Source organism: Streptomyces sp. CNH189, from assembly GCF_000527195.1.
This window is the reverse complement of sequence record NZ_AZUS01000024.1, coordinates 95,312-108,787: the sequence shown is the minus strand read 5'-3', so window position 1 is coordinate 108,787 and position 13,476 is coordinate 95,312. Positions and strand designations below refer to the sequence as shown.

At 71.8% G+C, this 13,476-nt stretch carries 11 protein-coding genes; 7 read left to right on the top strand and 4 right to left on the bottom strand.

Features of this window, described 5'->3' with window-relative positions:
* Positions 1-46: 46 nt before the first annotated feature.
* Positions 47-697: an FMN-dependent NADH-azoreductase gene (locus B100_RS0128390; protein ID WP_024887790.1), complete on the bottom strand. Its 651-nt coding sequence runs from the start codon at positions 695-697 to the stop codon at positions 47-49.
* Between the two features lie 128 nt (positions 698-825).
* Here B100_RS0128390 and B100_RS0128385 point away from each other — a divergent pair, with 128 nt between their 5' ends.
* On the top strand, positions 826-1,179 hold the full coding sequence (locus B100_RS0128385) for a winged helix-turn-helix transcriptional regulator (protein ID WP_024887789.1): 354 nt from the start codon (positions 826-828) through the stop codon (positions 1,177-1,179).
* A gap of 127 nt (positions 1,180-1,306) precedes the next feature.
* Here the strand turns inward: B100_RS0128385 and B100_RS0128380 are convergent, their stop codons facing one another.
* On the bottom strand, positions 1,307-1,654 hold the full coding sequence (locus tag B100_RS0128380) for a MazG-like family protein (RefSeq protein ID WP_024887788.1): 348 nt from the start codon (positions 1,652-1,654) through the stop codon (positions 1,307-1,309).
* Between the two features lie 52 nt (positions 1,655-1,706).
* The gene (locus tag B100_RS0128375; protein WP_024887787.1) at positions 1,707-2,249 is read right to left on the bottom strand and encodes a DoxX family membrane protein; all 543 of its coding nucleotides are present in this window, start codon (positions 2,247-2,249) and stop codon (positions 1,707-1,709) included.
* Positions 2,250-2,377: 128 nt separating this feature from the next.
* Between B100_RS0128375 and B100_RS0128370 the strand changes: the two genes are divergently transcribed.
* Positions 2,378-2,704, top strand: a complete 327-nt coding sequence (locus B100_RS0128370) for a nuclear transport factor 2-like protein (protein ID WP_024887786.1) — start codon at positions 2,378-2,380, stop codon at positions 2,702-2,704.
* Between the two features lie 16 nt (positions 2,705-2,720).
* On the opposite strand, the gene B100_RS0128365 is transcribed toward B100_RS0128370, so the two are convergent.
* The gene (locus B100_RS0128365) at positions 2,721-3,113 is read right to left on the bottom strand and encodes a winged helix-turn-helix transcriptional regulator (protein ID WP_024887785.1); all 393 of its coding nucleotides are present in this window, start codon (positions 3,111-3,113) and stop codon (positions 2,721-2,723) included.
* 94 nt (positions 3,114-3,207) lie between these two features.
* Here B100_RS0128365 and B100_RS0128360 point away from each other — a divergent pair, with 94 nt between their 5' ends.
* The 5 genes from B100_RS0128360 to B100_RS0128340 all read left to right on the top strand — a co-directional run bounded on the left by B100_RS0128360 (position 3,208) and on the right by B100_RS0128340 (position 13,334).
* On the top strand, positions 3,208-4,053 hold the full coding sequence (locus B100_RS0128360) for an NAD(P)H-binding protein (protein WP_024887784.1): 846 nt from the start codon (positions 3,208-3,210) through the stop codon (positions 4,051-4,053).
* Positions 4,054-4,356: 303 nt separating this feature from the next.
* Complete coding sequence (locus B100_RS0128355; protein WP_024887783.1) at positions 4,357-5,565, top strand: S8 family serine peptidase; 1,209 nt, start codon at positions 4,357-4,359, stop codon at positions 5,563-5,565.
* A gap of 173 nt (positions 5,566-5,738) precedes the next feature.
* On the top strand, positions 5,739-9,113 hold the full coding sequence (locus tag B100_RS0128350; protein WP_024887782.1) for a pyruvate carboxylase: 3,375 nt from the start codon (positions 5,739-5,741) through the stop codon (positions 9,111-9,113).
* Between the two features lie 182 nt (positions 9,114-9,295).
* Positions 9,296-10,108, top strand: a complete 813-nt coding sequence (locus tag B100_RS0128345) for an SAM-dependent methyltransferase (RefSeq protein ID WP_024887781.1) — start codon at positions 9,296-9,298, stop codon at positions 10,106-10,108.
* Between the two features lie 214 nt (positions 10,109-10,322).
* Positions 10,323-13,334 carry a 3-keto-alpha-glucoside-1,2-lyase-like domain-containing protein gene (locus tag B100_RS0128340; protein WP_024887780.1) on the top strand — a complete coding sequence of 1,004 codons (3,012 nt, stop codon included), beginning with the start codon at positions 10,323-10,325 and terminating at the stop codon, positions 13,332-13,334.
* The last annotated feature ends 142 nt before the right edge of the window (positions 13,335-13,476 follow it).

The window sequence follows — 13,476 nt, the reverse complement described above, 5'->3', positions numbered from 1 at the left end:
TGGCGGGTCCCGCCGCACCTTCGCGGCGCGGCCCGGTGAGGTGCCGTCAGGCCGCCTGCCGGTGCCCGAGGGCCCGGGCGCGGGCGGTCGCGTCCTGGTGGGCGCGCTCGCGTGAGCTCTCGAACAGCGGGACCAGGTCCGCCATCGCCGGCACCCGCGGAGCCATGGTCAGTTCCGGGACGATGAAGTCGACGTCGAGCCCCATCATGTCGCCGAGCACCGCGCGCAGGTAGTTCTGCACGTACTCGTATCCCTCGCGGGGCGTGCCGGGGGCGTAGGAGCCGCCGCGGCTGGCGACCACGGTGACCGGGGTGCCCTTGGCGGACGGCGCGTCCCCCGCGGTGCGGCCCACCAGGATCACGTTGTCCAGCCAGGCCTTGAGCGTGGACGGGATCGTGAAGTTGTACATCGGCGCGCCGATCAGCAGCGCGTCCGCCCGCTCGATCTCCTCGATCAGGGGCAGCCGCCGGGCGAGGGCGGCGGCCTGCTCCGGGGTGTGTTCCGCGGGGTCGGTCAGGGCCGCCAGGTGGGACTCGGCGGTCAGGTGCGGCACGGGGTCCGTGGCGAGGTCGCGGTGGATCACCGTGCCCTCGGGGTGCTGCTCCTCCCACGCCTGGCGGAAGGTCTGCGCCACGGCCCGGGACGCGGAGGCGGAGGCCGGGAAGACGGAGGAGTCGATGTGCAGAAGCGTGGCCATCTGGGGTTTCTCCCATGGTCGGAGGAGCGGGACGCGTGACACGCGACCGCTGCGGATTCGTACTGGACTATGAATAACACAGGTACTTACTTTTTTTCACCTCCTACGGGCGGCAGTACCCTGAGGGCATGGCGGCGGAGCGGGTACATGGGACAGAGGCGTGCAAAAAGGTCGACGGCGGTATCACGCGTGTGTTCCAGCTGCTCGGCAAGCGGTGGACCGGCCCGATCGTGGCCGTGCTGGTGGAGCAGCCCGCCTACTTCGCCGAGCTCCGCAGGGCCATCCCCGGCATCAGCGAGCGCATGCTCTCCGACCGGCTGGCCGAGCTGGGCGCGGCGGGACTGCTGGTCCGTGAGGTCGACGAGGGTCCGCCGCTGCGGGTCGCCTACCGCCTCACGGAGTCAGGGGCCGCGCTGGAACCGGCGCTGAAGGAACTGGGCAGGTGGGCGGAGACCCACCTGCCGGAGGACAGGTCCTGCTGAGAGGCGCTCCGACGGCGACGCGCGGCGGGCCGGCCACGGGGACCACGCCCCTCGGGCCGGGTGTGGGGACCACACCCCCACGGGCCGCCGCCGGGGCTTCACGCCTTCACGGGCCCCCGGCGGGTGTTCACGCGCCCAGTGACCGCTCGGTGATGCGGTCGAGGTGGCGGGTGAAGACCTCCCGCGCCTCCGGGGTGAGGGTGCGCAGCGCCACCAGGGCCGTGACGGCGACGTCGCACAGCTCTGCGCGCACGTCGTCCCAGCTGTGCGTGACGCCCTTGCGGGGGTTCTGACCGGTCACACCGACCAGGGCCTGCGCGACCTCGCCGACCTCCTCGGACAGCTTGAGGACGCGCATCAGCAGGCGCTCGGGGCCGTCGACGGGACTGTTCGCGTCCAGCCAGCCGCACAGTTCGTCGATGGACTCCCACAGGCCCGCGGCGGAGGCCGGCGGAGAAGACAGGTGCTCGCTCATGGGCGCAGAGCCTGGCACAGGCCACCGACAGTGCCCGCCCCGCCGTGACGCGCTACTCGAACAGCACGCCCTGCTGACCCTCCCGGGCCTTCCGCAGGCGCCGGCTGCGCGCCCCCACCGCCACCGCCGTGGCTGCCGCCGTCGCCGCGAGGGCCGCCGGGACCATCCAGCTCTGGTCGGCCGCGTGCCCGAGCAGGTGGTCGAGGGAGAGCCGGCCCGGTCCCGTCACCGAGAGACCGGCCGCCGTCAGGCCCAGGGACGCGGCGTACTCGAAGCCGCCCTCCTGGTTGAAGAAGCCGTTCGGCGCGTGCACGGCGGCGGCGCCCGCCATCGCCCCGGCGGCGGCCGCACCCGCCGCCGGAGTGGCCAGCCCCAGTGCGAGCAGCAGCCCGCCGCCGGTTTCCGCGAGGCCCGCCGCCGTGGCGCTGACCTTGCCGGGCGCGTACCCGATGGAGTCCATGAACTGGCCGGTGCCCGCGATGCCGCCACCGCCGAACCAGCCGAACAGCTTCTGCGAACCGTGTGCGGCGAGCACCCCGCCGGTTCCCAGCCGGAGCAGCAGCAGTCCCAGGTCGCGTCGGTCGTAACAGGTCACGTCGTCTCCCCGTGCACGGTGGTCTGGCCCCGACCACCGTCCCACCGGAGCCGTGGGCCCGGCCCGCCACCGGCGCCGATCGGGTGACGCGGGTGGCGGGGGCGGGACTTCGGGTCGAATCTGACGGCATGACCATTCAGATCACCCGCCTCAGCGACCCGGCCGTCCGCGCCTTCGTCGCGGCCGTCAACAACCATGACCGGGAGGCGTTCATGGCCCTGCTGGCGCCGGGCGCCACCATGGCGGACGACGGCACCGAGCGCGACCTCGCCGAGTGGACCGACCGGGAGATCTTCTCCTCGCACGGTCACATGGAGGTCGACAACGAGTCCGACGGCGGCCGGCGCCTCGTCGCCCGCTACAGCAACGACACCTGGGGCGAGATGCGCACCAGCTGGTCCTTCACCGTCGACGACGACGGCCGCATCTCCCGCTTCGAGACCGGCCAGGCCTGACCGTCCGGCAGGCGGCTCACCGTCGGGCCGGGTCCGCGTCGTACTCCTGCCGTGCCCGCTCGACCCGGTCCAGGTGGGCGGCGCCCCACTCGGTCAGGTGCGCGAACAGCGGGGCCAGGCTGCGGCCCAGCTCGCTGATCTCGTACTCCACCCGAGGGGGCACCTCCGGGTGGTAGGTGCGCACCACCAGTCCGTCGCGCTCCAGCTGCCGCAGACGCTGGGTCAGCACCTTCGGCGTGATGGTGCCGATGCGCCGTTCCAGTTCGACGAAGCGCTGGCGCCCGTAGGTGTGCAGGGCCCACAGCACCGGCGTCGTCCAGCGGCTGAACACGATGTCCACCACCGGGCTGACGGGACAGGCGAATGCGGGTTCGCTTCCGGTGGTCGTCATCCGCGTCGCGTCGGCCATGCGCACCCCTCCGGGGAAGTCACTATCTTCTAGGTACCTACTATATTCAGGCTGTTAGCGTCCTCACCACACCGAGACAACAGGGGAGTTGTTCATGTTTGTGGTGACCGGGGCAACGGGGAACGTCGGCCGGGAACTGGTCCGTTCCCTCGCGGCGGACGGCGAGCGGGTGACCGCGACGTCGAGGGGGATCACGGCAGCGCGGGTGCCGGACGGCGTACGGCCGGTGCGCGCCGACCTGAGCGACGCGGCCGGCCTGCGCGAGGCGTTCGAGGGCGCCGACGCACTGTTCCTGCAGAACGGGGGCGCCTCCGCCCACCTGATCGACCCGCACGCCGTCGTCGGCACGGCCGAGGCCGCGGGTGTCCGGCGCATCGTGCTGCTGTCCAGTCAGGGCGTCGCCACTCGGCCCGGTTCGGCGTCGCACGGCGCGGTGGCACGCGGCATCGAGGACGCCGTACGGCAGTCGGGCACGCACTGGACGGTGCTGCGTCCCGGAGGGTTCTCCTCCAACACCCTGGCCTGGGCCGAGGGGGTGCGCGCCACGCGGACTGTCACCGCGCCGTTCGGCGACGTAGGACTGCCCGTGATCGACCCGGCGGACATCGCCGAGGTCGCCGCCGCGGTCCTGCGCGACGCCGGGCCGAGCGGCCGCGTCGTCGAGCTGACCGGCCCGGCGCTCGTCACGCCGCGCCGACAGGCCGAGGAGATCGGGGCGGCGCTCGGCGAGCCGGTGCGGTTCGTGGAGCAGTCCCGTGCCGAGGCCCGCGAGACGATGCTGCGCTTCATGCCGGAGGACGTCGTCGAGACCACCCTCGGCATCCTGGGCGAGCCCACCGAGGGCGAACTGCGCCCCGGCCTCGGCGTCGAGGCCGTCCTCGGCCGCCCGCCGCGCGCCTTCTCCGACTGGGCCCGGCGCCACGCGGACCTGTTCCGCTGACCCCGGGCGGCGCCCCGGAACGCGAGAGTCCGAAACGCCCGCCCGGTGAGGGTTGGGTGAGGGGATGGTCACGAATCTCGCCCAGGCGCTGGTTGGCGCGTTCAAGCACCCCGCTCAGCTCGGCTTTTGCCGATCGGTTGGCTCCGACATGGGCGGACGTTGTGGAGATGTGCCGTCGCACGGCGTCCGCCGCCACCGGCCACCATTGATCTGACCGCGACAACTGGTCAGTCTTCTCGTCAGCCTCCCCGTGATGTCGCGCCGGAGGTCAACCCCCCACACCTGACGAGGAGATCCCTCTTCATGACGCATCGGATGCGCACCGTCGCACTGAAGGTCACCGCCGCCGCCTGCGCGGTCACCGCCGCGAGCACGGCAGCCCTCTTCGGGGCGACCTCCGCCCAGGCGGCCCCGCCCGCCGAGGGCACCGTCTTCGGCCTCGGCGCCGCGAACGCCGTCGCCGGCAGCTACATCGTCCTGCTGGACGAGAGCACCACGTCCGCGGACCGCGAGGAACTGGCGCAGGAGTACGGCGGCGAGCTCAGCCGGTCGTACACGGCGGCCCTGGAAGGGTTCGCCGCGGACGGCCTCAGCGCGACGGAGGCCAAGCGGCTCGCCGCCGACCCGGCCGTCGGCGCCGTGGTCGCCAACCGCACCTACCGCACCACCGCCACCCAGGAGAACCCGCCGTCCTGGGGCCTGGACCGCATCGACCAGGCGGAAACCGCGGGCGACAGCGCCTACACCTACCCCGACCAGGCGGGCGAGGGCGTCACCGCCTACGTCATCGACACCGGCGTACGCATCACGCACCAGGACTTCGAGGGCCGCGCCAGCCACGGCTACGACGCCGTCGACAACGACGACAGCGCCGACGACGGCAACGGCCACGGCACGCACGTCGCCGCCACCATCGCGGGAGCCAAGCACGGCGTCGCCAAGAAGGCGAACGTGGTCGCCGTCAGAGTGCTGGACGACAACGGCTCCGGCACCACCGAGCAGGTCGTCGCCGGCATCGACTGGGTGACCGAGAACCACAAGGGCCCCTCGGTCGCCAACATGAGCCTGGGCGGCGCCGCCGACCCCGCGCTCGACGCGGCCGTGCAGAAGGCCATAGCCTCCGGCGTCACCTTCGCGGTCGCCGCCGGCAACGAGTCCGCCGACGCGGGCCAGGGCTCGCCCGCCCGGGTGCCCGAGGCCCTCACCGTCGCCTCCAGCACCGAGGACGACGCCCAGTCGGACTTCTCCAACTACGGCGAGTCGGTCGACCTGTACGCGCCCGGTTCCGACATCACCTCGGCCTGGAACGACAGCGACACCGGCACCAAGACCATCTCCGGCACCTCGATGGCCTCACCGCACGTGGCCGGCGCCGCCGCCGTCTACCTGGCCGGCCACCCCGACGCCGACCCGGCCGCCGTCGCCGAGGCGCTGACCGACGGCGCCACCGCCGACGCGATCAGCAACCCCAGCACCGGCACGCCCAACAAGCTGCTCAAGGTCACCGAGTAGCACGGCACCGCACGGGCGCACGCGCCGCCTGGCACCGGGGCCAGAGGGGAAACGTTCCTCTGTGGCCCCTTTCGCGTCATGACGTGCCGGGGCGAGTGGCCCGGCTCACATGGCGTACCGGACGGGCCGCAGACACGATGGTCATCGTCACCGGCAGGCTGAAGGGATCGACCATGTTCCGCAAGGTGCTCGTCGCCAACCGCGGCGAGATCGCGATCCGGGCGTTCCGCGCGGGCTACGAACTGGGTGCGAGGACCGTCGCGGTCTTCCCGCACGAGGACCGCAACTCGCTGCACCGTCTCAAGGCCGACGAGGCCTACGAGATCGGCGAACCGGGGCATCCGGTCCGGGCCTATCTCTCCGTCGAGGAGATCGTCCGCGCGGCGCGCAGGGCGGGCGCCGACGCCGTCTATCCGGGCTACGGATTCCTGTCGGAGAACCCCGAACTGGCCAAGGCCTGCGAGGACGCGGGCATCACCTTCGTCGGCCCCGACGCCCGGATCCTGGAGCTGACCGGCAACAAGGCCCGCGCCGTGGCCGCCGCCCGGGAAGCGGGCGTCCCCGTCCTCGGCTCCTCGGCACCCTCCACCGACGTCGACGAACTGGTCCGCGCCGCCGACGAGATCGGCTTCCCCGTCTTCGTCAAGGCGGTCGCGGGCGGCGGCGGGCGCGGCATGCGCCGCGTCGAGGACCCCGCCCAGCTGCGGGAGTCCATCGAGGCGGCCTCCCGGGAGGCGGCCTCCGCCTTCGGCGACCCCACGGTGTTCCTGGAGAAGGCCGTCGTCGAACCCCGCCACATCGAGGTGCAGATCCTCGCCGACGGGCAGGGCGACGTCATCCACCTCTTCGAGCGGGACTGCTCGGTGCAGCGCCGCCACCAGAAGGTGATCGAGCTCGCGCCCGCGCCCAACCTCGACCCGGAGCTGCGCGACCGCATCTGCGCCGACGCCGTACGGTTCGCCCGGCAGATCGGCTACCGCAACGCCGGCACCGTGGAGTTCCTCCTCGACCGCGACGGCAACCACGTCTTCATCGAGATGAACCCGCGTATCCAGGTCGAGCACACGGTGACCGAGGAGGTCACCGACGTCGACCTGGTCCAGGCCCAGCTGCGCATCGCCGCCGGCGAGACGCTCGCCGGTCTCGGGCTGTCGCAGGAGACCGTCACCCTGCGCGGCGCGGCCCTGCAGTGCCGCATCACCACCGAGGACCCGGCCAACGGCTTCCGCCCGGACACCGGCCGGATCAGCGCCTACCGCTCGCCCGGCGGCTCCGGCATCCGCCTCGACGGCGGAACCACCCACGCGGGTACGGAGATCAGCGCCCACTTCGACTCGATGCTGGTCAAACTGACCTGCCGGGGCCGCGACTTCGGCGCCGCGGTGGGCCGCGCACGGCGCGCGGTGGCCGAGTTCCGCATCCGCGGCGTGGCCACCAACATCCCGTTCCTGCAGGCCGTTCTGGACGACCCCGACTTCCAGGCCGGGCGGGTCACCACGTCGTTCATCGAGCAGCGCCCGCAGCTGCTCACCGCCCGCCACTCCGCCGACCGCGGCACCAAGCTGCTCACCTACCTCGCCGACGTCACCGTCAACAAGCCGCACGGCGAGCGGCCCGAGCTGATCGACCCGATGACCAAGCTGTCCGAGGTGCCCGCGGGGGAGCCGCCGGCCGGCTCGCGGCAGCGGCTGACCGAACTCGGCCCGGAGGGCTTCGCCCGCCGGCTGCGCGAGTCGCCGACCGTCGGCGTCACCGACACCACGTTCCGCGACGCCCACCAGTCGCTGCTCGCCACCCGGGTCCGCACCAAGGACCTGCTCGCCGTGGCGCCCGTGGTCGCGCACACCCTGCCCGAGCTGCTCTCCCTGGAGTGCTGGGGCGGCGCCACCTACGACGTCGCCCTGCGCTTCCTCGCCGAGGACCCCTGGGAGCGGCTGGCCGCGCTGCGCGAGGCGGTGCCGAACATCTGTCTGCAGATGCTGCTGCGCGGCCGCAACACCGTGGGCTACACGCCGTACCCGACAGAGGTGACCGACGCCTTCGTGCAGGAGGCGGCGGCGACCGGCATCGACATCTTCCGCATCTTCGACGCGCTCAACGACGTGTCCCAGATGCGGCCCGCCATCGAAGCGGTGCGGGAGACCGGCACGTCCGTGGCGGAGGTCGCCCTCTGCTACACCGCCGACCTGTCCGACCCCTCCGAGCGGCTCTACACGCTGGACTACTACCTGCGCCTCGCCGAGCAGATCGTCGAGGCCGGCGCCCACGTCCTGGCCGTCAAGGACATGGCGGGCCTGCTGCGGGCGCCCGCGGCGGCGACGCTGGTGTCGGCGCTGCGCCGGGAGTTCGACCTGCCCGTCCACCTTCACACCCACGACACCGCGGGCGGGCAGCTCGCCACCTACCTCGCCGCGATCCAGGCGGGCGCGGACGCGGTCGACGGGGCAGTGGCCTCCATGGCCGGCACCACCTCGCAGCCCTCGCTGTCGGCGCTGGTCGCGGCCACCGACCACTCCGAGCGGCCCACCGGCCTGGACCTCCAGGCCGTCGGCGACCTGGAGCCGTACTGGGAGAGCGTCCGCAAGGTCTACGCGCCGTTCGAGGCGGGCCTCGCCTCGCCGACCGGCCGCGTCTACCACCACGAGATCCCCGGCGGCCAGCTGTCCAACCTGCGGACCCAGGCGATCGCGCTGGGCCTCGGCCACCGCTTCGAGGACATCGAGGCGATGTACGCCGCCGCCGACCGCATGCTGGGCCGGCTGGTCAAGGTGACCCCGTCGTCCAAGGTGGTCGGCGACCTGGCCCTGCACCTGGTCGGCGCGGGCGTGGACCCGCGCGACTTCGAGGACAACCCGGGCCGCTACGACATCCCCGACTCGGTGATCGGCTTCCTGCGCGGCGAGCTGGGGACCCCGCCCGGCGGCTGGCCCGAGCCCTTCCGCAGCAAGGCCCTGCGCGGCCGTGCGGAGCCCAAGCCGGTGACGGAACTGTCCGCCGAGGACCGCGACGGCCTGTCCAAGGACCGGCGCCCGACCCTCAACCGGCTGCTGTTCCCCGCCCCGGCCCGCGAGTTCGAGACGCACCGCCAGTCGTTCGGCGACACCAGCGTGCTGGACAGCAAGGACTTCTTCTACGGCCTGCGTCCCGGCAAGGAGTACAGCGTCGACCTCGACCCCGGGGTCCGGCTGCTGATCGAGCTCCAGGCGGTCGGTGACGCCGACGAGCGCGGCATGCGCACCGTGATGGCCACGCTGAACGGCCAGTTGCGGCCCATCCAGGTCCGTGACCGGGCCGCGGCCTCGGAGGTTCCGGTCACCGAGAAGGCCGACCGCGCCAACCGGGGCCATGTCGCGGCCCCCTTCGCCGGGGTGGTGACCCTCGTGGTCGCCGAGGGTGACGCGGTGGAGGCCGGTGCGACGATCGCGACCATCGAGGCGATGAAGATGGAGGCGGCCATCACCGCGCCGAAGTCCGGCACGGTGTCCCGCCTGGCGATCAACCGCATCCAGCAGGTGGAGGGCGGCGACCTGCTCGTCGAACTCACCTGAGCAACGGGCCTACCCAGGGGCCTACCCATGCCTCGGGCATATGCCCCCACCGGGGCCGCCGTCACCGTGTCGGCGGCCCCGTACGAACGTCCGGCGCACCTTCGAACAAGCCTGCGCCGATGAGCTGTGGGACCGTAGATTGAGCGGCGACAACAGCTCTCGGATCATCACGGACGGTACCCATGACCGACCCTGCGACGGCACCCGGATCAGCGCAGCAGAAGATCGACACCTCGGTGCCGCACTCGGCCCGCATCTGGAACTACTGGCTGGGAGGGAAGGACAACTACCCCGTCGACGAGGAGGCCGGCGACGCCTACACCGGCGTCTTCCCCGGCATCGTCACCATCGCCCGCAGCAGCCGCGCCTTCCTGCGCCGCAACATCACCTACCTGGCCGGCGAGCAGGGCATACGCCAGTTCCTCGACATCGGTACCGGCCTCCCCACGGCCGACAACACCCACCAGGTCGCCCAGCGGATCGCGCCGGACGCCCGGATCGTCTACGTCGACAACGACCCGATGGTCCTCGCCCACGCCCGCGCGCTGCTCTACTCCACGCCCGAGGGCGCGACGGCGTACGTCGACGCGAACGTGCTGGAGCCCGAGCGCATCCTGGAAGCCGCGGGCGGGACCCTGGACCTCACCAGGCCCACCGCGCTGATCCTCAGCAACATCCTGGGCCACATCGCCGACCACGACCAGGCGCGGTCCGTCGTCGACCGGCTGATGTCCGCCCTGCCGTCGGGCAGTTACCTCTCGATCAACGACGGCTCGCGCGGCGTCGACCCGGTCTTCGAGCGCGCCCAGGACGGCTACAACTCCAGCGGCGCGGTCCCGTACAACCTGCGCACCGTCGAGCAGATCACCTCGTTCTTCGACGGGCTGGAGCTGGTCGAGCCCGGCGTGGTCTCGGTGCAGCAGTGGCGTCCGGAGGCCGACGCGCCGGCCCCGGAGGTCATCGCCGAGCACGGCGGTCTCGCCCGTAAGCCCTGAGTCGTCCGGCGTTCCACGAGAGGCGGGTCCCGTAAGTACCGGGGCCCGCCTCTTCGTTGCCCGTCCGACGAACTTTGAACTCATCGGTGACAAAGTATGGACGGGCTCAGCAGAAGTCTCCTACCGTGTCGGCGCAACCGTTGGCGTAATCGCGTACTCGCCCATTCGGCACCGGAGTTGATCCGGCCCTCCGGTCGACCCAGCAGGAGGAAGCATGGACGCACGGCTGTACCGGCATGTCCGAAGATCCCTCACAGGTCTGATCGTCGGCGCCTTCCTGGCAGGCGGGGTGTGGGGATCGCCTCTGGCCTCCGCCCGGCCGGGCGCCGCGCCGCGGGCCGACGTACCGCCCCAGGAACCCGGCGTCACACTGCGGGTGTTCGACGTGCAGGTCCCGCTCGAGGAGATCTGCACCCTCAAGCCGGGCCAGACGCCCAACGTCGACCGGCGGGCACCGGTCGTCGACTTCAGCTCCACCGACGACTTCGGCGGGTTCGCGGACAACTTCGTCAGCCAGGTCACCGGCAACGTCCAGGTGCCGGCCGACGGTTCGTACACCTTCCGGCTGACCAGCGACGACGGCTCACGGCTGCTGATCGACGACCAGGTGGTGATCGACCACGACGGGCTGCACGGCGCCGAGCCCAAGGACGGCACCCTCGAACTCACCGCGGGCCTGCACCCGTTGCGCATCGACCACTTCGAGCGCGGCGGCGGCCAGCAGCTCACCCTGGCCTGGCAGCCGCCGGGTGCCGACGGCTTCACGACCGTGCCGAACGAGGCGCTGAGCACCGACGCCGGGGTGGTCCGGGTGACCGCGCCGGGTCGCAAGGAGTGCGAGGGCATCTCCGACTCGCCCGGCGACGGCCTGCCGCTGAACGCCGTACGCCCCGACCACACGCTCACCGACCTGCGCCCCGAAGGCTTCGAACCGCAGGTCACCGGCATGGACTGGCTGCCCGACGGGCGCCTGGTGGTGAGCACCTGGGGCGGCACCGACAACACGGCCGGCGAGGTCTACGTCCTCGACCACGCCACCGGCTCCACCGGCCCCGACCAGGTACGGGCCACGAAGATCGCCGACGGGCTCAAGGAGCCGATGGGCCTCAAGGTTGTCGACGGCACGGTCTACGTCTCGCAGAAGCACGAGCTGACCGAGCTGCGCGACAGCGACGGGGACGGCTTCCTGGACCGGTCCCGGACCGTCGCCACCTGGCCATACGGAGGCAACTTCCACGAGTTCGCCTTCGGACTGCTCTACGACAAGGGCCACTTCTACCTGAACCTGTCCGTCGCCATCGACTACGGCGGAGCCACCACCGACCCGCAGCCCGCACCGGGCCGGGGCGTGACCGTCAAGGTGAACAAGAAGACGGGCAAGGTCAGTTACCTGGCCGGCGGCCTCCGCACGCCCAACGGCATCGGCTGGGGACCCGGCGGCGGCATGTTCGTCACCGACAACCAGGGCGGCTGGCTGCCCGCGTCGAAGCTGGTCCACGTCCAGCAGGACCGCTTCTTCAACCACTACACCAATCCCACCGGCCCCTTCGACAAGGAGCCGGTGACGCAGCCGGTGCTGTGGCTGCCGCAGAACGAGATCGCCAACTCGCCCAGCACGCCGCTCTACCTGACCAAGGGGCGCTTCAAGGGGCAGATGCTGTTCGGCGACGTCACCTACGGCGGCCTCCAGCGCGCCTACCTGGAGAAGGTCGACGGCCAGTACCAGGGCGCCGTCTTCCGCTTCACCCAGGGACTCGAAGCGGGCGTCAACCGGATCAGCATGGGCCCCGACGGAGCGATCTACGTCGGCGGCCTCGGCGCCGACGGCAACTGGGGCCAGGAGGGCAAGCTCAAGTTCGGTCTGCAGAAGCTGACGCCCAACGGCGGCAACACCTTCGACATCCAGGCCATGCGGGTGCGCAAGGGCGGCTTCGAGCTGGAGTACACCCAGCCGCTGTCGCAGGAGACCGCCGAGGACCTGGTGAGCCACTACCGGGCCGAGCAGTGGCGCTACACCCCGACCCGCGACTACGGCGGTCCGAAGATCGCCGAGGAGACCCTGGAGGTGACCTCGGCGAAGCTGTCCGCCGACCGCAAGAAGGTCACCCTGGCGATCGACGGCCTCAAGCCGGGCCGCGTGGTGCACGTCCGCTCCCCGCGCCCGTTCAGCTCCGCGTCCGGCGAGACCTTGTGGAGCACCGAGGCCTGGTACACCCTCAACGCCCTGCCGGGCCCGCAGCCCGCACCCGGCCCGGTGTACGAGGCGGAGGAGGCGTCCCTGACCGGCGCGGCCGGCATCAACACCGACCACCGCGGATACTCGGGCAGCGGCTTCGTCGACCGGTACGGCACCCAGGGCGCCACGACCACCTTCGACGTCACGGCCGGCAAGGCCGGCAGCTACGACGTGGGCCTGCGCTACTCCAACGGCCCGAACCCCTTCCAGGGCACCAAGTCCCTCTCCCTGTACGTCAACGGGCAGAAGGTGAGGCAGACGCAGCTGCGCAGCACCGGCGACTGGGACACCTGGTCCACCCAGCGGGAGACGGTCCGCCTGCGCGCCGGGCACAACACCGTCGCCTACCGGGTCGACGAGGGCGACACCGGTCACGTCAACCTCGACCTGATCACCGTCGACCGGCACGGCGCACCGGTCACCCTGTTCGACGGCCGGGGCCTGGACCGGTGGCAGCACACCGACGGACGCCCGGTGCAGTGGCCGGTCGCCGGCGGGGCGGCGGAGGTCTGCTGCGGCGACATCCGCACCAAGGACAGCTACGACGACTTCCGGCTGCACGTCGAGTACCGGCTGCCGAAGCTGCCCCCGGACGTCACCGGCCAGGACCGCGCCAACAGCGGGGTCTACCTCCAGGACCGCTACGAGGTCCAGATCCTGGACTCCTACGGTGACACCACCCCCGCCACCGACGAGGCGGGCGCCATCTACCAGAAGAAGGCGCCCGACGTGAACGCCGCCCTACCGCCGGAGACCTGGCAGTCGTACGACATCGTCTTCCGCGCCGCGCGCTACGACGCCGAGGGCGACAAGACGTCCGACGCGCGGATCACGGTGGTGTGGAACGGCAAGACGATCCACGACGATGTGGCCGTGGACGGTCCGACGGGCGGCGGCGCCTCCGAGGGACCGGCGGCCGCGGCGATCCGGCTCCAGGACCACGGCAACACGGTGCGGTACCGCAACATTCGTATCGAGCCGCTCAGTTGACGCGAGCGGGGTGAAAAAACGGGTGTGGCCGGGGGACACGGGAACCCGGCCACACTCCCGGAACGTCGAGGACCTGAGCCGGAGATGCGCCGACCGGACCCGCATGCGCATGAAGCTGTCCCGGGCGGCCTGCTGCTCCTAT